This window comes from Tistrella arctica, from assembly GCF_039630945.1.
GTDB lineage: Bacteria > Pseudomonadota > Alphaproteobacteria > Tistrellales > Tistrellaceae > Tistrella > Tistrella bauzanensis.
Map to the genome: position 1 here is coordinate 329,048 of NZ_JBBKTV010000004.1, position 25,958 is coordinate 355,005.

At 69.6% G+C, this 25,958-nt stretch carries 12 protein-coding genes; 2 read left to right on the plus strand and 10 right to left on the minus strand.

Annotation, left to right across the window (positions count from 1 at the left end; translation table 11 throughout):
• Positions 1-16 precede the first annotated feature (16 nt).
• The gene (locus WG924_RS11035; RefSeq protein ID WP_345933080.1) at positions 17-1,798 is read left to right on the plus strand and encodes an asparagine synthetase B family protein; all 1,782 of its coding nucleotides are present in this window, start codon (positions 17-19) and stop codon (positions 1,796-1,798) included.
• A 15-nt stretch (positions 1,799-1,813) separates the two neighbouring features.
• Here WG924_RS11035 and WG924_RS11040 read toward each other — a convergent pair whose 3' ends face one another.
• The 8 genes from WG924_RS11040 to WG924_RS11075 form a co-directional block, all read right to left on the minus strand.
• Positions 1,814-3,400 (minus strand): long-chain-fatty-acid--CoA ligase, encoded by a 1,587-nt coding sequence (locus WG924_RS11040; RefSeq protein WP_345933081.1) that lies wholly within the window; start codon positions 3,398-3,400, stop codon positions 1,814-1,816.
• A 5-nt stretch (positions 3,401-3,405) separates the two neighbouring features.
• Positions 3,406-11,103: an alpha/beta fold hydrolase gene (locus WG924_RS11045; RefSeq protein WP_345933082.1), complete on the minus strand. Its 7,698-nt coding sequence runs from the start codon at positions 11,101-11,103 to the stop codon at positions 3,406-3,408.
• Positions 11,104-11,137: 34 nt separating this feature from the next.
• Positions 11,138-11,551: an acyl carrier protein gene (locus tag WG924_RS11050; protein WP_345933083.1), complete on the minus strand. Its 414-nt coding sequence runs from the start codon at positions 11,549-11,551 to the stop codon at positions 11,138-11,140.
• Positions 11,548-14,961: an aminotransferase class III-fold pyridoxal phosphate-dependent enzyme gene (locus WG924_RS11055; RefSeq protein WP_345933084.1), complete on the minus strand. Its 3,414-nt coding sequence runs from the start codon at positions 14,959-14,961 to the stop codon at positions 11,548-11,550. Before WG924_RS11055 ends, WG924_RS11050 begins: the two co-directional genes overlap by 4 nt.
• Positions 14,954-17,920 carry a type I polyketide synthase gene (locus WG924_RS11060; protein WP_345933085.1) on the minus strand — a complete coding sequence of 989 codons (2,967 nt, stop codon included), beginning with the start codon at positions 17,918-17,920 and terminating at the stop codon, positions 14,954-14,956. The genes WG924_RS11055 and WG924_RS11060 overlap by 8 nt, the downstream gene beginning before the upstream one ends.
• A 37-nt stretch (positions 17,921-17,957) precedes the next feature.
• Positions 17,958-18,803, minus strand: a complete 846-nt coding sequence (locus tag WG924_RS11065; protein WP_188580762.1) for a hypothetical protein — start codon at positions 18,801-18,803, stop codon at positions 17,958-17,960.
• A gap of 117 nt (positions 18,804-18,920) precedes the next feature.
• Complete coding sequence (locus WG924_RS11070) at positions 18,921-19,748, minus strand: fatty acid desaturase (protein ID WP_188580760.1); 828 nt, start codon at positions 19,746-19,748, stop codon at positions 18,921-18,923.
• Positions 19,749-19,803: 55 nt separating this feature from the next.
• Positions 19,804-23,586, minus strand: coding sequence for an AMP-binding protein (locus WG924_RS11075; protein WP_345933086.1), 3,783 nt, complete (start codon positions 23,584-23,586; stop codon positions 19,804-19,806).
• 824 nt (positions 23,587-24,410) lie between these two features.
• On the opposite strand from WG924_RS11075, the gene WG924_RS11080 reads away from it, so the two are divergent.
• Complete coding sequence (locus tag WG924_RS11080; RefSeq protein ID WP_188580757.1) at positions 24,411-24,830, plus strand: PaaI family thioesterase; 420 nt, start codon at positions 24,411-24,413, stop codon at positions 24,828-24,830.
• A gap of 24 nt (positions 24,831-24,854) precedes the next feature.
• Here WG924_RS11080 and WG924_RS11085 read toward each other — a convergent pair whose 3' ends face one another.
• Positions 24,855-25,370: a nuclear transport factor 2 family protein gene (locus WG924_RS11085; protein WP_345933087.1), complete on the minus strand. Its 516-nt coding sequence runs from the start codon at positions 25,368-25,370 to the stop codon at positions 24,855-24,857.
• Between the two features lie 104 nt (positions 25,371-25,474).
• Entirely contained in the window at positions 25,475-25,798 is a 324-nt protein-coding gene (locus WG924_RS11090) for a hypothetical protein (RefSeq protein ID WP_345933088.1), read from the minus strand.
• Positions 25,799-25,958 lie beyond the last annotated feature (160 nt).

A 25,958-nucleotide genomic window follows, 5' to 3' on the forward strand; every position in this document is an offset into this window, starting at 1 on the left:
GCGGAGAGGCGCATTCATGACCACGATCTATGGCATCATCGGCCCCTCGGATGCCGGGGAGATGGCGGCGATGGCCGGCCGGCTGACCCATCATGGCGCCCCCGGCCCGGTCTGGAGCCCGGCGCCGGATGTCCGCTTCGGCCGGGTCGGCCCAGGTGCCGCACCGGCACTCGATGGCGACCGCGTGCTGTTTGCCGGCCATATCGTCGGCGGTGGCGGCACCGCCGGCCAGCCCGATGGCATCACGCCCGAAGCGCTGCTGATCCAGGCGCTTTCCCTGAACGGACCCGACGCGCTGGCCGGCATCGATGGCGGCTTCGCGGTGGCGCTGGTCGACCCGTCCGGCCGATGGCTTCATCTCGCCCGCGATCCATACGGGCTGGAACCGCTGTCGTTCGCGCGGCTGGGGCGTGGCGGCATCGCCTTCGCGGGCGAATATAAGGCCCTGCTCGCTCTCGACGACGTGATCGCGCGGCCCGATCCGGATGCCATCACCCATTTCCTGCACACCGGCTATTGCCGGCCGGATGAATGCTTTCTGGCCGATATCCGGCCGATCCCGCCCGGGCACGGCATCACGTTCGGGCTCGACCGACCTGCCCCTGCCGATCGCCGCCGGTTCGCCCTGCCCGGCCCCTGCACCAGCACCCGCCCGCCCGAAGCGCATGCCGCCGGGCTGGAGGCAGCACTCACCGATGCCGTGCGCCGCCGCCTGCCGCCCGCCGGGTCACCCCCCACCGGGCCGATCGGGGTCTCGTTGAGCGGCGGGGTCGACAGCGCCTTCATGCTGGCGGCAATCCGGGCCTGCCGGCCGGACGCGGACATCCACAGCTTCACGGTCGGCCATGGCGAGGACGACCCTGAAATCGAGGGCGCCCGCCTGGCCGCCGCCCATATGGAGACCCACCACCACGAGGTGATCCTGTCGCCGCGCGATCTGGCGGCGATCCTTCCCGACGCCATCGCCCAAGTCGAGGATCCGATCGGCAACGAGGAATACCCGTGTCTTTTCGCCATGGGCCGTGTGGCGGCGGAGCATGTCGACACGCTGTTCATCGGCAACGGCTCCGACACCCTGTTCGCCGGCATGCCAAGCCACCGCGTCGCCCATGCGGCCTTTGCCCGCCCCCGCCTGCGCCGGGGCCTGGAAGAGCTGATGACCGCCGAGCGGTCGGGCATCCCGCCCGCCAGCCGGGCCGGACGGCTGCTGCTGCATGCCCGTCACGGCGACCACCCGCCGGCGGCACCGCCACCGGTCAACGGCGCACGCCATGTGGTGCCGCCCGTGTCCTTCACGCCCGAGGCACCCGAGCCGCTGACCCGCATGCTTCATCGCAGCATCGCCGATTACGACGGCCGGATGGGCGCCCAGCACATGCTGTTCGCGGGCCCGGGCCTGTCGGTGCGCATGCCCTATTGGGACCGCGACGTCATCCGGGCGGCGATGGAGATGCCCGACGGGGTGAAGATCCACGATGGCCAGGGCAAGCATGTGCTGCGCTCTGCGGCCGCCCGCCGTCTGCTGCCGCCAGCCATCGCCTGGCGACGCAAGGGTATTCAGCAACTGCGCCATGACCGGGATTTCGCCGACATGCTGGACGGGCTGGCCTGCGACCTGCTGCATCCGCAGGCGCTCGATCATCGCGGCCTGTTCACCCGCGACCAGATCGACCGGTTGCAGGCCGCCCGGCGTGATGTCTATGCCAGCGCCGACGCCTATCGGTTGTGGTCGGTGATCGTGGTCGAGATCTGGGCGCGGCTGTTCGTCGATGCCCGGGGCGCGCGGCCGGCCCGTTGATCGGCCATCACGCCATCAATTCACCCCGCGCCCCTGCCCCGCCCAATGGGGTTCGCGCAGCACCCGCTTCAGGATCTTGCCGGCGGGGTTGCGGGGCAGGCGGTCGATGAAGGCCACGTCGCGGATCATCTTGAAGGCGGCGATGGTCTCGCGGGCATGGGCCATCACGGCGGCGCGGGTCAGCCCCGATCCGGGCCGCGCCACCACATAGGCCAGCGGCACCTCGCCCCAGCGCTTGTCGGGGATGCCGATCACCGCCACGTCGTCGATATCGGGATGGGCCGCCAGCACCCGTTCAATCTCGGCCGGATAGATGTTCTCACCGGCCGAGATGATCAGATCCTTGATCCGGTCGGTGATGTGCAGATAGCCATCGGCATCGACATGGCCGGCATCGCCGGTCAGGATCCAGCCATCCACCAGGGCGCGGGCGGTGGCCTCGGGCTGGTTCCAATAGCCCAGCATGCGTGTGGGGGTGTGAAAGGCGATCTCGCCGGTCTGGCCGGGCGGCAGCGGATTGCCCTGGGCGTCGATGATCTTCAGCCCCACCCCGCGCAGCGGCCGGCCGGCGGCGGTGCTGCCGGCGGCCGCAAGCGCCGCGTGTTCCGGCGCCGGCAGGAAGATCGCCATGTTGCTGGTTTCCGACAGGCCGTAATTCTGCGCGAAGCGGCAGCGGAACAGCGCCTGGGCCGCATCCAGAATCGGCCGGGGCATCGGCGATCCGCCATAGATCACCAGCCCCACCGACGAGACATCGGTGGTGGCCGCCGCCGGTTCCGACAGCATGAAGCGCAGCATCGCCGGCACGAAGGCGAGTTTGGTGGCGCGATGGCGGCCGATCGCTGTCAGCGCCGCCGCACCGGTGAAGGCCGGCAGCACGATGTTGGCGGCACCGTTGATCAACCCCTGGATCGCCCACCACAGCCCGCCGACATGGAAGCTGGGCAGGGCCAGCAGCGACACGTCGCCCGGCCGCCAGTCGATGAAATCATCGCCCGCGCGTTCGATCTCGCGCACCAGATCGATGAAGCCGCGATGGCACAGCACCACGCCCTTGGGCCGGCCGCTGGTGCCGCTGGTATAGACCTGGATCACGGGTGCGTCGGGGTCGGCTGCGTCCCGGTCGGGCGCGGCCGCGCCCTTCTCCAGCCAGTCTTCGAACCGTGTGGCGCCGCCCGTCCCCCCATCCGTATCGGCCGTGCCATCCATCACCACCAGCCCGCGCAGGGTTTGGCAGGTATCGGCGATATCGCGCGCCACACCGGCCATATCGGCGCTGACGAACAGCAGTTCGGCGCCGCTATCGGCCATGATATAGCGCAGATCGTCGGGCTCCAGCTTCCAGTTCACCGGCACGAACACCATGCCGGCCCGCGCACAGCCGAACAACAGGGCATAGGCGCGGTCGCTGTCCAACCCCAGAAAGCCCACCCGGGCGTGCCGGCCCAACCCCGATGCCACCAGCGCCGCCGCCACCCGGTCGGCGGTGGCGCGCAGATCCGGATAGGTCGTCACGCGGTCGCCGAAGATCAGCGCGGTGCCTTCATCATGCAGGTCTGGAATGTCGGCAAGCGTGCGCGTGGCGTCATAGAAGCTCAGCATCGGCGTCATCCGGCTTGGGTGTCGATCGCGGCAAGGATCAGGTCGCGCACCAGATCGGGCGCATCGGTGTGCAGGTTATGGCTGCCGGCAATGGTCAGACTGCGCGACCCTGGCAGGTTCAAATCCGGGTCCAGCAGCACCGGCGTACCGGCGAACCGGCTCTCGGCGCCGTGAATGCGGGTGCTGGGCACGCGCAAGCCGGCCAGCAGATCCAGATAGCCCTGGCAGGACAGGCCCGGATCGGCGCCAAGCGGGTTGCGCAACCGTGTATCCCAGATCCACGACACGCCACCGGCAACCGGCCGGGTCACCCGCCGGGCCAGCGCCAGCGCCAGCGCCGCATCCAGATGCGGATGGTTCAGCCCCAGCATCCGCGCGGCGGTGGCGATGTCGGGATAGACCGGATGGGCGGGCGCCTCGGTCAGATAGCGCAGGTCGGTCGCCAGCCGCTCCACCACCGGCCGGCCATCGCGCAGCGCCGGGGTCACCGGCTCCACCAGCACCAGATGCGCCAACCCGTCGGGCGCATGGGCGGCATACAGCGCCGCCGCCAGCGAGCCGATCGAATGACCGACCAGCACATAGGGCCGCCCCTCTCCTGACAGATCCACCACCTGGCGCACGACCCTGGCCAGATCGGCCACGAAATCGAACACCGTCGGCAGCACACCGGCGGGCGCATGGTCGCTGACCCCGTGGCCGCGCAGATCCGGGGCCACCACCTCATGGCCCGCCGCCGCCAGCCGGGCCGCGACCGGCCCCCAGATCGCGCCCTGATCCAGAATGCCATGCACGCAGATGATCAGCGGCGCCGGCGCGCGCGCGGCACCGGTCGCGGCCGCCCAGCGGCACAGGCCCAGGCGCGGGCCGCCACCATCGATCACCGCGCCCTCGATCATCCCGGCCTCGATCATCCCGGCCTCCATCGCCCGGCCGCTGTCGCCATCATCATCGGATGACCGGTTATCCGAGCCCGCCGGCACTGCCGCCACCGCCGCCTCGCCGGTCAGCCCCAGCACCGCGCCGGCCAGATGCCGGCCCAGCGCCTGAAGGGTCGGGTGGTCGAACAGCAGGGTCGGGTTCAGCGTGCAGCGCAAGCCGGCCTCGATCCGGTTCTTCAGCTCCACCGCCATCAGCGAGTCGATGCCCAGCTTCAGCAGGGGCTGATCCAGGCCGATATCGTCGGGTGCCGGCAGCCCGACCACGATGGCCACCTCGGCGCGCAGGGCGGCGATCAGCAGCCGCTCACGATCGGCGGGCGCCGCCGCCTTCAGCCGGTCGAACAGCGCGCCGGTCGCGGCGCCGCCCGATGCAACCGCCTGACGGTCGACAAGGGCGAAGGTGGCGCCGGCGGCGGCGGATGGCAGGCCGCGCCGGAACCGGGGCCAGTTGATATCGGCCACCATCGCCACCGGCAGATCCGCTGTCAGCAGATGGCTGAAGACATCCAGATTATGGGCGGCCGGCATCCGGCCCAGCCCCAGCGCCGCGAAACGCGCGTGGTTGGCGGCCTGCGTGCGCGCGGCCATGCCGCCATCGGTGGCGCCGTCGGTGGCGCCCTTATCGGCGTCCCATGGTCCCCAGTTGATGCAGGTGACCGGCAGCCCCTGTGCCTGACGCAGCCGCGCCAGCGCATCCATGGCGGCATTGGCGGCGGCATAATTGGCCTGCCCCGGCGCGCCGGTCACCGATGCGATCGACGAGAACAGCACGAAGACATCCAGCGCCGGCCCGCCGGCCGCCGCCCATGCCTCGGATGCCCGATGCAGGGTCCAGGCTCCATCCACCTTCGGCGCCAGAACACGGGCGAACCGGTCCATGTCCTGACGGGTGATCACGCCATCATCCAGCACGCCGGCCGCATGGATGATGCCGCCGGGTGGCGCCAGCTCGCGCCCCATCCGCGCCAGAACCGCATCGACGGCCGCGCGGTCGGTCACATCCAGCGGCCACACCCGGATATCGGCGCCGGTATCGGCGAAGCGCGCGATCAGGGCCGCCGCCGCGTCGTCGTCGGCATGACGCCCGGCCAGCACCACATGGCGGGCGCCGTCCTCCACCAGCCGCCGGGCGATGGCGCGCCCCAGCGACCCCAACCCGCCGGTGACCAGATAGCTGCGATCGGCGCGGATCGGCCCGGCGCCACCGGCAGCGGCCTCAGCGTCAGCGTCGGGCATGGTCAGCACCACCTTGCCGATATTGCGCGCCTGGGCCAGATGGCGGAACGCGGCCTCGGCGCGGGTGATCGAAAAGCCGCGCACCGGCAGCGGCCGCAGATGGCCTGCCTCCAGCCCGCGCACCACATCGCCCAGCAATTCGGCCTGAAGCCCGCCACCGGTCTCGTCGATCTCGCCCAGATCGAAGGCCGCGTAACTGATATCGGGGCGATAGGCCGCCATCCGCTCGGCGCTCCAGATGCCGATCTTGCCGATTTCGATGAAACGGCCGCCCGGCGCCAGCACGTCGGCGCTCTTCTCGATCACCGCGCCGGTCAGGCTGTTGATCACGATGTCGACGCCGCGGCCCTCGGTCACCGCCATGATCTCGTCGGCGAAATCCAGCGTGCGGGAATGCATCACATGGGCGACACCCTGCGCCTTCAGCACCGGCCATTTCGCCGGGCTGGCGGTGCCATAGACGATGGCGCCGGCGCGCCGGGCAATCTGGATCGCCGCCTGCCCCACGCCACCCGCACAGGCATGGATCAGCACCCGGTCGCCGGGGCGGATGCCGGCCAGCCGCTCAAGGCTGTAGATCGCGGTCATGAACACGGTGGGCAAGGCTGCGGCCTCGGCGAAGCTCAATTCCCCCGACATGCGATGGCCCGCCGGCATGCGGTGGACCAGCCGCCGGTCGACGGTCACGTGGCTGGCCATCGCCGAGGGCGCCATGGCGAAGACGGCATCGCCCACCGCCAGCCCGCGCACCGCCGCGCCCAGCCGCACCACCCGGCCGGCGCATTCGAAACCCAGCGGCTGATCGGGCGCGGTCATGATCCCGGCGGCCTCGCTGAACGCGGTCAGCATGCCCAGGGCATAGAGCACGTCCTTGAAGTTGACCGCGGCCGCCCGAACCTCGATTTCCACCGCGTCATCGGCCGGCGCCACGCGGGCCGCCGGCAGCAGCCGCAGCCGGTCGAAGGCGCCATAGCCGGTCGCGCGCAGCCGGAAGCCCTGATCGGCGCCCACCGGCGGCAGCGTCAATGCCGGCCGGCCCTGCAACGACACGGCGCGGCTCAACCGCGCCACATGGCGCTGTCCCTGCCGCCAGGCCAGTTGCGGTTCGGTCGCCGGCGCCAGCAGATCGGCCAGAATCCCCGCAACCAGATCGTCGTCCAGCCGGGTTTCATGGGGCGGCAGGTCGATGCAGGTGCAGTCCAGCGCCGGATGTTCCAGCGCGATGCTGCGCCCGAAGCCCCACAACATCGCCTGCATCATCCCGGCCGGGCCGCTATCGGCGACCATCTGGCTGCCGGCGGTAACCAGCCACAGCCGCGGCAGCCGCCGGTCGGGCATCGCCGCCAGCGCCTTCACCAGTCCCAGCGTGCTGCCGCAGATCAACCGCGCCGCCGCCGCGCGCGCGGCCGGATCGTCGCTGTCGGCCACGTCCAGCGCCCACAGGTGCAGGATGCCGGCCAGCGCCATGCCCTCGGCGTCGATCCGCCCGGCGATCAGCCGCATCCAGGCCGCCGGGTCATCCACCGCACCCGCCAGATCATCCGGGCCGATCACCACCACCCGCCGACCACCGGCCGCCAGCGCCGCCGCCAGCCGGGCACCGGCGCCGCCCCGGTCGGCCAGCACCAGCCAGCCGCCATCGCCGGCAGTCGGATCGGGGGCTGGCGGATCGGCGGCTGGTCGCGGTTCCGGGTGCGGCTGCGGCACCCAGCCCGGCACATAGACCTTGTCCTTCCAGCCGGCGGTGACGAAGGCCAGCGCGCGCCGGTCCACCGGCACCGCCTGAAGCCCGTCCACCACCACCACCACCCGGCCATCGGCATCGATCAGCCTGAGATCGGCCACGGCGCGCGGGTCGCCATCCTGGCGCCGGGGGCGCAGCACGGCATGGCTCCACACCATGGCCGGCACGGCGTGCAGCACGCGGACGGCCTCGATCCCCACCGGCAGCCAGGCGGGGCCCATGCCCAGATCGGCGAAGACCGCGCCAAGTGCCTGAAAGCAGCCATCCAGCAGCGCCGGATGCACGACATGGCCGGCCATGGCCGCCGGATCGACCGCCACCTCGGCCAGGCTCTCAAGCACCGGACGATCCGGGTCCGCCGCATCCGGCATCCGGAACACCTGCCGCACGCTGCGGAAGGCCGGGCCGTATTGCAGCCCCATCGCCGCATAGCGGCCATAGAAATCATCGGCGGTCATCGCGTGGCCACCGGCCGCGAAGCGCCGGCGCAAGCCCGCCAGATCAACGGGCTGTGGCGCGTCCTGGTCATGATCCCCGGTCACGATATCGCCGGCGGCATGCAGCGCCCAGGCGGCATCCGCCTCAGCGCCGCCATCGCCAGCGGCGGTGCTGAAGATCCGGAAACCGCTGCCACCGCCATCATCGCGGGCGCCGATCACGGTCTGCACGACCTGCGGCCGATCGGCGGCCAGCACCATCGCCGCCTGGATCGACAGATTGCGCAGGGCCGGCCGCCCCCTGCCCCCCGATGCCGCGCCGCCCGCCGCCGAGCCGCCCGCCGCCAGGGCCATGTCCACATAAGCGGCCCCCGGCACCACCACCCGGTCATACACCCGGTGATCGGCCAGCAGCCGCGACCGTCCGGTCGACAGCACCGCCTGATACAGCCGGTCGCCGGCCGGCTGGGCGGCATTGATCAGGGGCTGGCCCAGCAAGGGATGATGGCCGGTCTCACCGTCGCGGGCGGCGGCGGCCGCGATCACACCGCCGCCGGCCTTGGGCTCGGGCAGCCAGTACCGGCTGCGCTGGAAGGGATAGACCGGCAGCGCCAGACGCCGGGGCAGCGGCTGATCCAGCCGGCCGGCGCGGCGCCAGTCCAGCGCCACGCCGCCCAGATGCAGCCGGGCCAGCGCGTCGAGCATCCGCAACCAGTCGTCACCATCGGCGGCAAGGCTCGCCACCGCCAGCGGCGGTGCTGCCATATCGAGGCAGGCGTGGGCCAGCCCGGTCAACGTTGCGCGCGGACCGATTTCAAGCCAGGCACCCACCCCATGCCCGGCCATGCAGGCCACGGCATCCATGAACCGCACGGGCGCCAGCACATGGCGCACCCAGTATTCCGGATCGCGGATCTCGTCGCCGGCCACCCGTCCGGTCAGGCCTGAGACGATGCCGATCGACGGCCGGGCATAGGTCACGCTGCGGGCGACCGCGCGGAAATCATCCAGCATCGGTCGCATCAGCGGCGAATGAAAGGCGTGGGAGACGTCGAGCAGGCCGCGATCGGCGACGCCATAATCGGCCTTCATCCGCGCACACACCGCCAGCACGGCATCGCGTGCGCCGGATATCACCGTCTGATCGGGGGCGTTGATGCCGGCGATCGCCACCACATCGCCCATCCGCTCCACGATCGCCGCCACCGCCGGCGCCACCTGCGCTGCACCCGCCGGCACCACCGCCATGGCGCCGCCGTCCGGCAGAGCCTGCATCAGCCGGCCGCGCGCCGCGATCAGCCGCAGGCCGTCATCCAGGCTGAACACCCCGGCGATACAGGCGGCGGCAAATTCACCCACGCTATGCCCGGCCACGAAGGCCGGCCGCAGCCCCCAGGACAGCCACAACCGCGCCAGCGCATATTCCAGCGCGAACAGCGCCGGTTGGGTGAAGCCGGTCTCGGACAGGCGATGGCCAGGATCGCCCCACAGCAGATCACGCAGATCGGCGCCGATCAGCGGTGCCAGGATCGCCGCCGCCCGGTCGATCGCGGCGCGGAACACCGGATGCAGGTCATAGAGCCGCCGGCCCATACCCGGATACTGCGCGCCCTGGCCCGAGAACAGCAGCCCCAGGCGCGGCGCCGATGCCGGCGCCTGCCCGCGCCGGCCGGCCGCGCCACCATCCGCCGCCCGCTCCAATGCCATGGCCAATCCGGCCATATCGGTCGCGGTCACCGCCAGCCGGTGGGGCAGATGGTCGCGACCGGTGGCGAGTGTCGCACTCAAGGCATCCAGCGGCAGATCGGGATGGGCGCGCAGATGGGCCGCATGGCGCGCGGCAAGCGCGGTGAGCGCCGCATCGCTGCGCGCCGACAACAGAAACAGATGCGCGGGTTGCGCTGGAACCGGCACCTCCTGAACTGGCGCCTCCTGAACCGGCACCTCCGGCGCCTCGACGATCAGATGGGCATTGGTGCCGCTGAAGCCGAAGCCGCTGATACCGGCGATCCGTGGACCCGGGGGCCAGGGCATGGGCTCGCGCACCACGTTGAACGGCAGCGCCGCCCAGGGGATATGCGGGCTCAGATCGCCAAGCTGCGGATAGCCGGGGATGATGCCGTGGTTCAGCGACAGCACCAGCTTGATCAGCCCGGCCATACCGGCCGCGACCTCCAGATGCCCGACCAGGGTCTTCACCGATCCCAGATACAGGGGCCGGTCGGCCGAATGGCTTTGGCCGAAGACCTGCCCCAGCGCGCCCACCTCGATCGGGTCGCCCAGCGCCGTGCCGGTGCCATGGGCCTCGATATAGCCGATCTGGTCGGGTGCCAGGCCGGCATTGGCCAGGGCCTGACGGATCAGCGCCACCTGTGACGGGCCGTTGGGCACGGTCAACCCGCCGCTCGCCCCATCCTGATTGACGGCGCTGCCCCGGATCACCGCCCACACCCGGTCGCCATCGGCGCGGGCGCGGCTCAAGGTCTTCAGCACCAGCACCGCCGCCCCTTCAGAGCGGACATAGCCATTGGCGCGGGCATCGAAGGTCTGGCAGCGGCCATCGGGCGACATCATATGCGCCTTGGAAAAGGCGATGGTCGGCTCGGGCGCCAGAACCAGATTGGCGCTGGCAGCCAGCGCCGCGTCGCATTCGCCGCGCCGCAGACTGTCGGCCGCGCAATGCACCGCCACCAGCGCCGACGAACAGGCGGTGTCGATCGACATGCACGGGCCGGTCAACCCGAAGCTATAGGCGATGCGCCCGGCGGCGACGCTCGGCACATTGCCGGTGCCCCAATAGGCGTTGAGGTTATCGGCATCCGCCGCCGCCATCCGGCCGTAATCGGAGGCGCAGATGCCGACGAACACCCCCGCCGGCGTGCCCTGAAGGCTGTCGGGGGCGATGGCCGCATGTTCCAGCGCGTGCCACGACAGTTCCAGCAGCAGCCGCTGCTGCGGGTCCATCAACGCCGCCTCACGCGGTGCAATGTTGAAGAACCCGGCATCGAACCGGTCGACCCCGCTGATGAACCCGCCACGCCGGGTCGACATCCGCCCCGGCCGGTCGGGATCGGGATCATACAGCGCGTCGATGTCCCAACGCTCGGGCGGCACCTCCACCACCGCGTCGCGACCTTGCGACAGCAGCGACCAGAACCCGTCCAGCCCGCCGCCGTCGCCATCGTCGCCGGCCACCCCCGGCATCCGGCAGGCCATGCCGACGATCGCCGCCGGCTCGGCCAGGGCATCCGCCGGCGCCCTGGCCCCGCGCAGCGCCGCCACCTCGGCTTCAAGGTGCTGGATGACCCTGAAGGCCTTGTTGAGCTGATCGGATCCCTGCATCATCTGGCGGCGCTCCCGGTCGTCTGGTGTCTGGTGGTCAGAGGTCGTATTTCTCTAGCATCCGGCGCAGCGCCGCGCCGGGATCGTCACCGGCCGCATCGGCATCGGACGCGGTGTCGGGCGCGGCGTCGGGCGCGGCCTCGGCCAGCCCCACCGCATCGATGATGAAACCGGCCAGCCGGTCGGGGGTGGGGTAGTCGAACATCAGCGTGGTCTGAAGCGGATGGCCCAGCGCCTCTTCCAGATCCTCCTTCATCTCCAGCGCGCGCCGGCTGTCGATGCCCAGATCCTTGAACCGGTCATCGGGGCCGATCGCGGCATCATCCTCCAGCGCCAGCGCATCGCGCAGCCGCGCCATGATGTCGTCGACCAGCATCAACCGCCGGATCGCCGGCGGCGCCTCGGCAAGCCGCACCCGCAAAGCGCCGTTTTCCGCACCCGACCAGGTCATGACAGCGTGGTCTCCATCTGCTGCGCGGCCGGCTCTCGGGCTGGGATCGCCTCGGCCACCTGATTCTCGATGATCTTGGCCAGCAGGTTCAGCCAGCCATGGACGACATCGGCCGCGAACAGCCCGGTGTCGTAATCCAGCTCGATCCGCAGGCCATCGGGCAGCGGGAACAGGTTGATCATCAGATCGCATTCGATCCGCCCGTTCACCGGCGCCACCAGTTCGGGCACCGCCCCGCCGAATGACGGCATCCCGGTCAGCGGCTCGACATTGAAGGTGATGTCGACCGGGGTTTCGCGGCCGGCCACCGCCGCCGATCCGGCAGCGGCGGCCCGTGCCTGATAGGCATCGCAGATGTCGTGATACGCATAGCGGGCATGGTTGAACAGGCGGCTGGTCGCCTCGCGGGTGGCGGCCAGCGCCGCCGCGAAATCGCCCGCCTCGGCCGGCAGCAATGGCAGCAGGTTCACGCAATTGCCCACCAGCCCGCGCAGCCGGCTGGTGCGGTTGGCGACCGGCAGGCCGATCACCGGCAGCCGGTTGCGCGATACCCGGTTCAGAAACAACTGGGTGCAGGCCAGCAGCCAGGTGAAGCTGGTGGTGCCGGCGGCGCGGGCGGCATCGCCCACCCCGCGGCTGACCTCACCCGTCAGCGTCAACCGGGCGCGGGCTCCCGGCCGCGCGCCGATGCGGCCCTGGCGGAACCGCCCGCCGTCATTGCCGGGCGGGGTGGCGGCTGCCACCTGATGCGCGATCAGCGCCTCGATCGCCGGCCCCCAGAACGCCTTGTCGGCCAGATGGCGTTCGCTGGCCCGATAGTCGTGCTCATGGGCGATCCAGTCGCCATAGGCCAGCGCCGGCGCCGGGGTGTCGCCGGTCATGGCGGCCGCGATATTGCCCAGCAGCACGCTCAGGCTCCAGCCATCGGCCACCAGATGATGCAGGGTGATGCCAAGCAGGGCGGCGCCATCCTCGAACACATCGATCCGCAGCCGCAGGGTCTCGCCGCGCGCCAGATCCAGCGGCGTCATCTGCTCGGCGGCCATCATCCGCTCCACCCGATCGGGCGAGGCCGGCCCCGCCTGATCGGCCACCACCACCGCCAGCCGTTCAGGATCGGCCGGCGCCTGGGCGCCAAGGTCGAGATCGGGCACCAGCGACAGGGCGTCATGGCGGCGGATCTCGTCGGTCACGGCGCGCGCCAGCCGTGCCGGATCGATGCCGGCCTCGAACAGAAAGCCGAAGCTGATATTGCAGGCGGCCCGGCCATCGGGCCCCGACCGGTCCAGCCGATAGAAACGCTGCTGGGCATCGGAGAGCGGCAGGCGGTCGTCCACCACCGCCAGGGCATCGCGACTGGCGGCAGTTGAACCGGTGGCAGTTGAACCGGCGGCGACTGAACCGACGGCGGTGGGCAGCGCCGGCATCAACCCCAGCGGCACCAGTTCGGCGCAGGTGGCGCGCACGACATCCACCAGCCGGTCAAGATCCGCCTGGGCATGGGCGGTCGACAGGAAGCAGTTGCGGCCTTCCCAGATATAGATGCCGTTGGCCAGCAACTGATAGAAGAACAGGTCCAGATTGCCCTTCGACGCGAAGCGGAACAGCGAGCTGAACTGTTCGATCGTCACATCGGCGCCGGTGTCGCGGAACACCTGGGTCAACCGGCCGGCCAGGGCCTCGGTGGTGGCGTTCAGGCGGTCGTGCAGGCTGCCGTCATCGGCGGCCAGATGTTCCAGCACCGCCAGCGATGCCGCCATGGTCAGCGGATGCTTGGAGAATGTCCCGGCAAAGAAGATCGTCGATCCGGCCGGATAGCTTGCATCGCCATATTGCCACCAGCCGCCGTCGATGCCGTCGAGGCAGGCGGCACTGCCGGCCACCACGCCGATCGGCATGCCGCCGCCCACCACCTTGCCATAGGTGCAGATATCGGCGCGCACCCCGAAATAGTCCTGCGCCCCGCCACGGGCGCAGCGGAAGCCCGATATCACCTCGTCGAAGATCAGCACGATGTCGCGGGCGGCGGTGATCGCGCGCAACTCCGCCAGAAACGCGGCCGGCCGCATCGCCGGCGCCCGGCTCTGCACCGGCTCCACCAGCACCGCCGCGATCCGGGCGTGGTTGTCCTCGATATGGCGCAGCGCCTCAGGGTCGCCGTAATCCAGCACCACGGTGTCGGCGACCATCGATGGCGGCGTGCCCAGGCTGGCCGGCCGGGTCTGCCCGCCGGCAGCACTGCGGGCCAGGAAGCCATCGAAACTGCCGTGATAGGAATTGCGGAAGATGACGACCTGTTCCCGGGGGGGCTGTTCCCGCCCGGCCATCGCCTGACCCGCCTTCAGCCGCGCCAGCCGCAAGGCGGTCATCGTGGCCTCGGTGCCGGAATTGCAGAACACCACCCGGTCATGGCCGGTCAGCTCGGCGATCAATTCGGCCACCCGCCCGGCCATAGGCGATTGCGGCCCGATCGCCATGCCCCGGTCGATCTGCGCGCGCACGCGGCTGGTGATGAAATCGGGCGCATGACCGAACAGATGCACACCGAAGCCCATGGTGAAATCGACATAGCGGTTGCCGTCGATATCCACCAGATGCGCGCCCTCGGCGGTCTCGGCCAGCACGGGATAGACCATGTCCTTCAGCAGCGGCCGGAACCCGGCCGATACCCGGTTGTCGGCCAGCACCCGGCGGTATTGCTGCGCCATCGCCTTCGATCCGCCGGTGCGGGCGTTATGCGTGCGGGCCAGCGCCGTGATATGGGCCAGCTTGCGCGGATCCTCGTCGCGGCCGTCACGGTCCAGCTTCACCGCAAAGGCGCTGAACCGGTCGCCATCCCCGGCCGGCGCGGCCGGCGCGGCGGTAACCGGCGCGGCGGCAACCGGTGTGGGGGTGGCCGACACGATGGGCGTCGCGGCCACGGGCGGCACCACCGCCGGCTGCCCGGCCAGCAGCCGCAACTGCCGCTCCATCAGATCGAGCTGGCGGCGGACGATGTCTTCGACCGCCCCCGCCTCTGCCGGCACAGCCCCCGCCAGTGCCGGTGCGGGCGCCATCGCCGGTGCGGGTGCCTCGACAGCCTCGCGCCCCGGAACCTTCTGCCCCGGAACCTCCCGCCCCAGAACCTCCGACCCCAGAACCTCCGACCACTGGCCATGGTTGTGGATGTAATCCGCCACTTTGGCGATGGTGTTGACGGACTCATAGATCTCGCCGATCGGCAGCGACACCCGATAGCGCTGGTTGATGTCCTGAAGCGCCTCGGCCAGCATCAGCGAATCCGCGCCCATATCCACGAACAGCACATCCGGATCGATGCTGGCCGGCGGCTGGTCCAGGCTGTGGGCCAGTTCCTGAACGATATGGTCGATGATGGCCGAAACCGCGCCCGGCCTCTGATTGTCAGCCATGACGGCCGCCCTCCCGCTGCATACTGGTCCGGTGTTTCAGGGTTTCGATCAGGCTCAACTGGTCGCGCATCACATCCAGTTGCCGGGCGATGATCTCGCGCGCCGGTGGCATCGCCACCACATCGGGCGCCGGTGGCGTCGCCGCCACATCAGGCACACATGGCGTCGCCACCGTATCAGGCACCCGTGGCGGCACTGTCGCCGTATCGGGCGGCGGATCGTCGCGCGCCACCGCCACGCCCCAGCACGGCCGGCACGCCAGATGCCGCGCCGGCAGCCGCACCGGCGGTGCGGCCGCGAACAGCGGCGTGGTGTCGAGGCCAAGCCCGGCCTCGAACGCCCGCCCCAAGGCCCCCAGCAACGTCATCACCCCATCCGCCCCGCGCTGTTGCAGGCTGATCGCGGCCACGCCGCCATGGTCGCGGGCAATCAGCGGCGCCAGCACCCGGTCGGGGCCGATCTCGATGAACAGGTCGATGCCCGCGCCGTCGAGGTCGTCGCCCGCCACCAGCCCGGCGATGCCGGGCGCGAACGCCACCGGCGCCAGCATCTGCCGGCTCCAGTAATCCGATCCGGCCGGCAGCGCCGCCAGCGGCCGGCCATCCAGGTTCGATATCACCGGAATGGCCGGGGCCGCCGGCCGGATGTCGCGGCTGGCCCGCGCCAGCCGCGCCGCCGCCGCGGCGAAGGCCGGGGAATGAAAGGCATGGCGGGTGCGCAAGGGCCGGCTGGCGATGCCACGGGCGGTCATCGCCGCCGCGACCCGCGCCACGGCCACAGCCGGGCCGCTGATCACGCAGGACCGCGCGGCGTTGATCGCGGCCAGATGGCACGGCTCGCCACCGGCATCCGCCGTAAGATGGCCGCGAACCGTGTCGGCATCGGCCGTGACGGCGAGCATGGCGCCCCCCGATACTGTTTCCTGTGCCGTCTCCTGCATGGCGGCGGCCCGCTCATGCACCAGTCGCACCGCCTGATCCGGGGTCAGCATGCCGGCGATGGCTTGTGCCACCAACTCGCCCAGGCTGTGGCCGATCAGGGCGGCCGGCACCACCCCCGCCGCCATCACCAGCCGCGCCAGCGCCTGTTCGTGGCAGAACAGCGCCAGTTGCGCCAGATGGGTATCGGCTTCAAGCCGGTCGTTGCCCCCGGCCCCGCCATGCAGCAGATCATCGGTGGTGAAGCCCGCCACCCGCCGGATCAGCGCCGCGCAGTCATCGAAGGCCGCGCGGAACACCGGGTTGCGGGCATGAAGATCGGCGCCCATGCCGGCATGCTGGCTGCCCTGGCCGGTGAACACCAGGGCCACGCGCGGTGCTGCGGCACCCGCCTGGCCGGCATCGGCCGCCATCACCCGCAGCCGGCGGACGGCATCGCCCCGGCCGGTCGCCGCCACCGCCACCCGGTGGCGCAGAGCGTCGCGGTCGCGCGCCAGGGCATGGCCATAGGCGGCCAGCGGCGCGGCGCCATCCTCGATCGCCTGGGCCAGATGCTGCATATCGGCCGCCAGCAGCCCGGCATCATGGCTGGACAGCATCAGCAGCGCCGGCCCGTCCGCAGCCGGCCCGTCCGCACCCAGGCCGTCCGCATCCAGCGCGGTGTCGTCGTCGTCGTGATCGGCCGGTGCGGCCTGAAGGATGACATGGGCATTCGACCCGCCGAAACCGAACGAGCTGATCCCGATACAGGCATCGGCACGGTCGATCGCCACGGCACTGGTCGTAATCGCCAGCCGGCCCCCCGCCCGCGCCACCACATCGTTGAACGGCGGCGGCACCGGATGCGGCGGGATCATGCCGTGTTCCAGCATCAGCATCGCCTTGATCAGCCCGCCCATGCCGGCCGCGGCCTCCATATGGCCCAGATTGGCCTTGGCCGATCCGACATGGCAGGGCGCCGCCGCACCATTGTCCCGCCCCTTGCCCTGGCCCTTGTCCGGGCCGAACACATCGGCCAGCGCCTTGAATTCGATGGCGTCGCCCAGGGTGGTGCCGGTGCCGTGGGCCTCCATATAGGCCATGTCGGCGGGGGTGACGCCGGCGCGCGCCATGGCGCGGCGGATCACCTGCACCTGAGCCAGCCCGTTGGGGGCGGTGATGCCGTTGCTGCGCCCATCCTGATTGGCGGCCGATGCCCGGATCAGCGCGCGGGCCCGGCCATGGCCGCCGCAGGCCGCAAGCCGGTCGGGATGCGCCAGGATGACGACGCCCACGCCTTCGGCGCGGCCATAGCCATCGGCACCGGCGCCGAAGCTGTCGCAGCGCCCCGATGGCGACAGCATATTGGCCTGCGAGAAGGCCAGCGTCAGATCGGGCGACAGGATCAGGCTGACCCCGCCCACGATCGCCAGATCCAGATCATCCTGTGCCAGCGCCCCCAGCGCCACATGCAGCGCGGTCAGCGATGACGAGCAGGCGGTGTCCACCGTCAGGCTGGGGCCTTTGAGGTTGTAGTAATAAGACAGCCGGTTGGCGAGCAGGCTGTGGGAATTGCCAAGGCCGTGATAGGCATCGATGCCGGGTTTGTCGCAGGCGCCCAGCAGCATGTAATCGGTGCTGCCGGCGCCGATGAACACGCCCACCGCCCGGCCGCGCAGGGCATCGCGGGTGATGCCCGCATCTTCCAGCGCATCATGGGCCACCATCATCAGCAACCGCTGCTGCGGGTCCAGCTTCGCCGCCTCGCGGGCCGAAATGCTGAAACAGGCCGGGTCGAAGCCGGCGATGTCGCGCAGATAACCGCCGGTCAGCGTGGTGATGCGCGGCCCCAGCACCGGATCCGCCGCCGCCCGCCACAGGCTTTCGCGCCGGCGGTCGGGCGCGCCCGCCAACCGGTCGCCCGCCATCAGCCGCCGCCAATAGGCCGCCGGATCGTCGGCGCCGGGAAACCGGCAGGCCGCGCCGATGATGGCCGCGGTGCCGGCGGACGGGCGGGGGTCAGAAACGGGGCTGGCGGGCATGATGGCGGGCGCTTCCGGTGCGGGGGGTATGCGGCGATCAGGCGGCGCGGCGCATCTCGCGGCCGCGGGCCAGCAGGCTGTCGAACAGCCCGGCCCAGATGTCGAGCAGCCCGGCGGTGAAGTGCTCGATCTCGTCGTAACGCGCCGGGGTCAGCGCCTGGCGGACCACGTACCAGCTATCCTCGGAATGGTCGTCATCGACGAAATGACCCTCGTCATCCTCGACATGCACCGAGTGATAGCCATTGGGCACGTTCAGCGCCGGGCAGACCTTCAGGCTGTTCATCGCCCAGGGGCTGTAATAGGGCATGAACACGGTCTCGATCCCGGCCAGCAGCACCGCCAGCTTCAGGTGGTCATCCTGGTTCTCGTCCATGGTCCGGCGGGTCGCCGCGGCCTCGGGCGATGGCTGGTGGCCGCGCCAGTCGGCCTCGGTCAGCCCCAGCGTGGTCATGGCATCGGCCAGCCGCCAGTAATGCGCCAGCGACGGATGGCCGACGAAATCGCCGGTGCCCTTGGCATCGGGCTGGAAGCCCAGTTCTTCCAGCACGTTCAACTGCACCAGGAAACGCGCCGCCAGCTTGGCCTTGTAGCCGTGGGTGGGCTCAAGCTGCGAGGTGGTCTGCATCAGTCGCAGCAGGCTTTCGGTGAACACCTCAAGGAAGGCCGCGCGCACTTCCATATGCACCAGCCGGATGCCGTCCATGGTGAATTCACCGGCCTTCCAGGCATCGAGGATCGGGTGATTGTGCAGGCGATGGGCCTGCATGGTCTGCACCAGCCGGCGGGTGAAGGCCTCGTTCTGCGCCCACAGCGCCGGATCGACCGTGTCCTTGATCAATTGGCGGGAGCTGTGGCGCGGGTCGGTGGTCAGGTCGGACATGATTGCCTCCCGGTTTTTTGTGGCACGATGTGTTTGATGGTCTATGGAGCGGGTGTGCTCGATCAGGCAGCACGGACCCGCGCGTTCAGGCCGTGCCGCGTTCAGGCCATGCCGCGTTCAGGCCGTGCGCATCCGGCCGCGGGCGCGGCGCTCGGCCAGTTGCGTGCCCCAGCCCTTGCCCTGAAGCTCGGCCGGCATCTTGCCCGCAAGCTCGGCGTGATAGGCCGGAAGCTGGCTCCAATGCAGGGCCTGGCGGAAATGATGGGCGGCGTGATAGCCGGCATTCCAGGTCAGCCAGTTATAGAACCGGCCGGTATTGGTGCGTGACCCGGTATAATCGTCGCCCATCGGCAGCCCGCTGTGATGGGCATAGGCCGCATATTTCAGCATGTAGATCATCATCAGCATCGGCACGATGAACACGATCAGCGACGCCACCGGGTCATAGATCGTCACCGCCGCCAGCAGCACCGCGCACAGCGCCGTATAGACGATGAAGTTGCGCCGCAGCGCCTTCTTGCCCCGGCTGAGCGGAATGCACGACGGGTAGTGCCACAGCGCCGCCTTGATAGTGAACTCATGCGCGCCCATGGTCGACCCGTCGGGCCGCGTCCAGTTCAGCGTGTCGAGCTTGGGATTGAAGTAGTTGGCATGGTGGCCGACGATGTGGTTCAGCGTGCCCGAGAACGGCGTGGTGCCGGTCTGGAAGAACATCATGATTTCCAGCACGCGGTTCAGCGCCGGCGACACGAAGGTGAAGCTGTGGATGTGGTTGTGGTTATAGGCCACGATCGACAGCCGCGCCGGCAGCAGCAGCACCGAGGCCGCGATCATCCACCAGATATTGTCGACATAGGCATAGATCGCGAACAGGCCCGCGAACAACGCGACGATAAGCGCGGCCGGCCATATGTCGACCGGGTTGCGGAAAAGGGTCTTCAGCACGGCTGATCTCCTGGCGACAGGTCGGTTTCGGCATCAATGTCGGGTGGCGGCGGCCTCATGACGGCCGTGGCGTCATCACTTCGCCGTGCACGAAGCCGGCGAGTTCCCGGATGCTGGGATAGTTCCAGAACACGGTCGGATCGAGATCGAGGTCGAAGCGCCGCGACAGATCGATGCTCAATTCCCCTGAATCGATCGACCCCAGCCCCAGCATGGCGAACTCGGTCTCGGGGCTGACGGCGCCGGGCTTCAGCCCGCAGCGACCGGCGATCCAGCGGGCGATGAAGGCCTCGACCTCGGTCAGACGACATGATGCGCCGGCGGGTGCTGCCATGGCGGGCGCCGGTATCTGCGGCTCGGGCACCTCGGATAGTGGCTCATCGGACATCGGCAGATCGGACATCGGCAGATCCGGCGCCAGCAGCGGATCGCAGGCGGTCTCGGGCATGGCGGCATGGCTGTGGCCCTGCCCGATGCGGTCGTCGGTCTGCCGGCCGAAATCGACCAGCGATGCCACATCCGCAAGCGGCGGCCCCGCGCCGTCAAGGCCTGCATCCAGCGCGCGCCGCGCCGCCGCCAGCCGGTCTTCGGCCCAGGCGGCGCCGGCATCGCTGTCCGCCGGCGCCGCATGCAGCACCAGTGCCGAGACATAGGTGCCCATGGCCAGCGCGCGGCCATGCAGCAGCCCGGCATCGCCATCGCCCGCGACATGGCCGATCCCCGGCCGGTCGATCACGCCATCGACATGGCGCGCCACGAAATCCTCTCCGGCCGATGCCGCCAGCCAGTCCCGCAGCCGCGCCGGGTTGCGGATCGCCGCCTGACCGATGAAATGGTGCAGGGTCTCGGTCGGCCCCTCGAAGATCCGGAAGATCCGGGCATCGCGGAACAACTGCGCCACCGGGTTGCTCTCGATATAGCCGCGCCCGCCGGCCATCTGCATGCATTGGTCGATGCTGGTCCACAACTGCTCGGTGGCGATGCATTTGCAGGCCGCCAGAATTTCGGGCAGCGGCTCGCGACCGGCATCGACCTCGGCTGCAACCCGCGCCACCAGCCGTTCGATCGCCACGATCGCGGTCATCGTGTCGCCCAGGATGCGGCGGGTCAGCGGGTTGTCGATCAGCCGGCCGGTTGATACCTCGCGCCGGTCGGCATAACGCCACATCAACTGGTAACAGCGCCGCGTGGCGCCCAGGCAGACCGCGGCAATGGTCAGCCGGCCATGACACATGGTGTCCTGCGCCACCGCCATGCCGTGGCCGGGGCTGCCCAGCACCTGATCGGCGGTGGCCGGCACATCCTCCAGGATCACGGTGTTCTGGATCATGCCGCGCATGCCCATGGTCAGCGCTTCCGGCCCCTGGCGCAGCCCGGCGGCATCTTCCGGGATCGCGAAGCCGGTGATGCCGGTCATCCGGCCGTCGCGGTCATGGGTTCTGGCGAACACGGTCAGCACCCCGGCCCAGGCGGCCGAGCCGCTCCAGTATTTGGTGCCGCTGATCCGATAGCTGCCATCCGGCATCTGGCGCGCCACCGCCTGGATGGCGGCCGGGTTCGATCCGGCGCCGGGTTCGGTCAAGGCGAAGGCGGCAAGCTGGCGGCCCTGGGCCAGATCGGCCAGAAACCGCGCGCGGGTGGCATCGGTCGCATGACGCAGGATCGGGCGGATGCCCAGCGCGTTGTTCAGCCCCACGAACAGGGCCAGCGTCAGGTCACGCGCGCCCAGCACCTCCAGCACCCGCAAGGTGCAACTGGTGGACAGCCCCAACCCGCCGGCCGATACCGGCGCCACCATGCCAAGCAGGCCGCGCCGGGCGAAATCCAGCACCACATAGGGCGGAATCGTGCGGCGTTCGTCGATCATCCGGCCGTTCACCCGGCGCGGCAGATAATCGTGCAGCCAGGCGATCAGATCGCGCGCGGTATCGGACAGCGCCAGCGGCGCCGGCATCGGCGCGGGCATCGGTTCTGGCGTCACCGCGCGCACCGGCGCCGCATCGGCCGACCAGTGCGCCAGCAGTGGCAGGTCGCCCGCAACCAGCCGCTGGCGGATCAGGCCACGCTGGATCTTGCCGCTGCTGGTCTTGGCGATCTCGCCCGGATTGACGAAACCCACGAAAGCCGGCGCAATGCCGTGCACATCCCAGACCGCGCGCCGGATGCGGCCGATCTGCTCCATCAGCGCCTCGGGCCCCAGCTTCGACCGGTTCAGCCCCTGGATCACCGCCAGCCGTTCGCCGGGCAGCGCGAAGGCGGCGCCGGCATGGCTGCGGAACAGATCGCCCAGGCCCTGAACCGTGTCCTCCACATCCTGCGGATAGTGGTTCACGCCATTGATGATGATCAGTTCCTTGATCCGGCCGGTGACGTAAAGCCTGCCATCGCGCACGAAGCCCAGATCGCCGGTGCGCATGAACGGCCCCTCACCGGTGTCGGTGGTATAGGCCTGGAAGGTCTCGGCGGTTTCCACCGGCCGGTTCCAATAGCCGCGGGCGATGCTGCGGCTTTTCAGCCAGATCTCACCCACCCGGCCGTCACCGGCCAGGGTCCAGCGGCCGGGATCGACGATCCGCAGCGCCTGATCGCGGAAACCGTGATGCACGCTCACCACCGGCGCCACCGTATCGGCGGCGCCATCCTGGCCAGCGGCCGGCGCCGCATCTTCCACCCGGCCGGCGCTCAACGCCGCGCGGTCGAGCTGCACCGCCTCGGGCGCATCGGGGCGCAGATGGCCGCCGGTCACATACAGCGTGGCCTCCGCCAGCCCGTAACAGGGAAAGAACGCCTCGCGCCGGAATCCGGCGCGCGCGAAGCGGCTGGCGAAACGGTCGAGGGTCGCGGTCCGGATCGGCTCGGAACCGTTGAACGCCGTGCGCCACGACGACAGGTCCAGCCCGTCGATCTCGGCATCGGTGATCTTGTCGGTGCACAGGTCGAAGGCGAAATTGGGCCCGCCCGAAATGGCGCCGCGATAGATCGATATCGCCCGCAGCCAGTTGGCCGGATTGCGCAGGAAGCTGAACGGCGACATCACCACCGCATGCGCGCCCACGGTCAGCGCCTGCAGGATCACGCCGATCAGGCCCATGTCGTGATAGAAAGGCAGCCAGCCGACATTGACCGCATGGCGGTCGTTGCCCATGCCCTGCGCCTGCTGGCGGGCGTTGTGGATGATGTTTTCATGCGACACCATCACGCCCTTGGGCGTGCCGGTCGAGCCGGAGGTGTATTGCAGAAATGCGATCGCCGACGGGTCGGGCGCGGTCAGCGACACCATGGCCGCCGATGCGGCCGACCCGCTGCCGCCCGACACCGATGGCCGCTCATCCATGAAAATCGGCATGCAGCGGTCGGCACCGGGCACGGCATCCAGGTCGCGGCCGAACCGCGCGGCCAGCGCCCGGGTCAGCAGCATCGCCGCCGGCTGGCAATTGCCGATCACCGCCCCAAGCTTGGCCCAGTCGCGCTTCGCCTGTGGCGGATACATCGGCACCGCCACCGCCCCCGCCGCCAGACAGGCCAGGAAGCCCAGCACGTAATCCGGCCCCGACGGCATCATGATCAGCACCCGCTGGCCCACCAGCCCGCGTGACGCCAGATCCGCCGCCAGTGCCGTCACCTCGCCGTGCAGGGCCGCGAAGGTCAGCCCGCCTTCCTGTTGGCCCCGCCCTTCCTGTTGGCCCCGACCTTCCTGTTGGCCCCGACCTTCATGGCCATCCTGGTGCAGCTTGTCGCCCAGAAAGCTATAGGCCAGGGCATCGGGCGTGACATGGCGCCAGTGCGACAGCAGGTCGACGACCGTGCGGTGGGAAACAAGGTTGGAGATGTCGTTCATGACGATCCGTCCATTCCGTCTGCATGTCTTCCAGGTTGCACGAAACGATCTTTTACCCGCTTGACGGGAAGATCCGCGCACAGGCGGTCCCGGCCGGGGTCGACCGAGCGATCTCACGGGGTGCGGTCGTCGCAGCGGATGCAGCCATCACACCGGGTGCGACCATCACATCGGGTGACTGAGCCCGGCCCGCCGCGCGAGCCATAACACGTGACTAGATTTTGATATGTCTTGAGGGCCGGTGCGCCGTTCTAGGGCGCCGGGTCTCCGCTGCCGGGCGAGGATGATGCCATGGCTGGCGCTCCGCGGTTCTGCAACAGGGGGGGATGTTGGCCGCCGCACCGGGTGGGATGCGGTGCCCGCGATCGCAGGCAGGATTGCGAATGATCCACACTCAGCAATCTGCGATTGTGGACCGAATATACTGATCGGTGCCCGCAGCCGCAACGCTAATTACCCATGGGTCGATCTTTTTCCAGAAGGTCAGCAGATTCAACCTCTTAACAGATTATGAACGAAACGCGCGGATATCACATAACCTAACGGCGTTATTTCTTCATAACATACTCGTATAAGTACTATTATACCCGCAATACGGTGCTTTTCAGCGCTTTTCCAATCTGAAACTGTGCCGCGACTCGCCGCCATGTCGCGATTTGCAACGAAAGATTTGTGCGTATCAATCTTCTGAATTGAATTTTATCGCCGGGGCCGGCATCATTCTGGCGATCAATACGCGCATACGGTGATGATCAAGCCGCCATGCCGGCCAGGCCCGCCCGCCTTGGCGGCGCGCGCCATCAACCTGAACGGGAGGGTTCTTCATGTCGTCACGGGCAGCCCACGACCATCTCGCCACCATCTTCAAATCGGTGCCGATCGCCAGATCGATGGGCCTGACGCTCAGCTATGACGAAGACGGCAATGCCGTCATCTTCATGCCGCGCAATCCCGGCTTCGACCACGGCATGAAGGACACCCATGGCGGTGTGCTGGCGGCGATGCTCGATAGTGCCGGATGGTTCACAGTTGCCGCCCAATGCGCCAAGATGATCCTGACATCGGATCTGCATGTCCGCATGCTGCAGGGGGCCAAACAGCAGGATCTGACCGCGACCGCGCGGATCGTGCGCGCCGGCGCCAAGCTGGTGGTGGCGGAAATGCAGCTCACCTCGGCCGATGGCGAACTGGTCGCCACCGGCAGCGCGTCCTTCTCGGTGCTGGGCGATCTGCCGACCGGATAGGCCGGCCCCCGCCCCAACGAATGCTCACCCCTCGCGCAGATGGGCCGCCCACTCGGCCCGCGCCTTCAGCGCATCGCCATAGCGCCGGCCGATCTTCGCGATCCGTTCCGGCGCGAAATTCTGCTGGGCCAGGGCCATACCGCGGTCGAAGACCTCGCTGTAATGCCGGATCAGGCCGCTTCCGGCATCCAGCTCCAGGCAGGCGATGCCATCGAAACAGACCCGCGCACCCTGAGTTTCATGCGCAGCCTGACCCTCACACCCGGCCTGGGCCTCGGGTGCGGTCGAGGTATAGCTGAACCGATAGCGGGCATAGCCGCGTGTGCCGACCGCCACGGCGTCGTGAAACGTCCAGCGAAACGCCCGCCCGCCCCGATAGAAGCCGGCGAGCACCCGGGCGATGCCCTCGGGGCCTTCATGGGGGCCGAAGAAATAATCGTCATACACCCCGTCCGGGGTGAAGCAGGCGGCCAGGGCTGCCGCATCATCCGCCTCCACCGCCGCCGCGAACCGCGCCAGCACCTGTTCGATCGTCACCATGTCAGCCTCCCGAACCGCATTATCCCCGCCGCATGCCATCGCCGGCGGTGCCTTGCGGTCAGTATGGCCGGGGAGGCGGCAGAATGACCAGACGGGGATGTCGGTCAGGCAGAGCGGCGCCCGCCATCCGGCGCCCGGCGGCCCGCCGCGGCGGTCAGGGCACGGTCGAAGCTCTCGGCCAGGCACATGATCACCTGCAGCAGCGGTGCCGCGCCGATATCGTGACCTTCCGCCAGGGCTGCGGCATGCAGGCCGCGGGCAGCGGCGGCGGCGGCAAGACGTTCGGCCAGAACCGGATCGCCGGCCACCCGCCGCGCCAGCCGGTCGAGGGCTGCCAGATCATCCGGATGCGCCACGGACCCTGCCCGATCGGCCGCACCGGTGGTGGCGGCTGCCGAGGCATGCAATGACATAGCCTGCGCGTTCATGGCACCAGATCCTCACGGCACGTTGTCCTGGGGGCCGGCATGGCCCGTCACCGAGTGTATCAGGCGGCCGGTCGTCGCACCCGGCGCCGCGTCTCAAAGATCAGGCCATGCGTCTCGATCGGCGGGCGTGATAGTCTTGACGGCCTGATCCTTCGCCCCC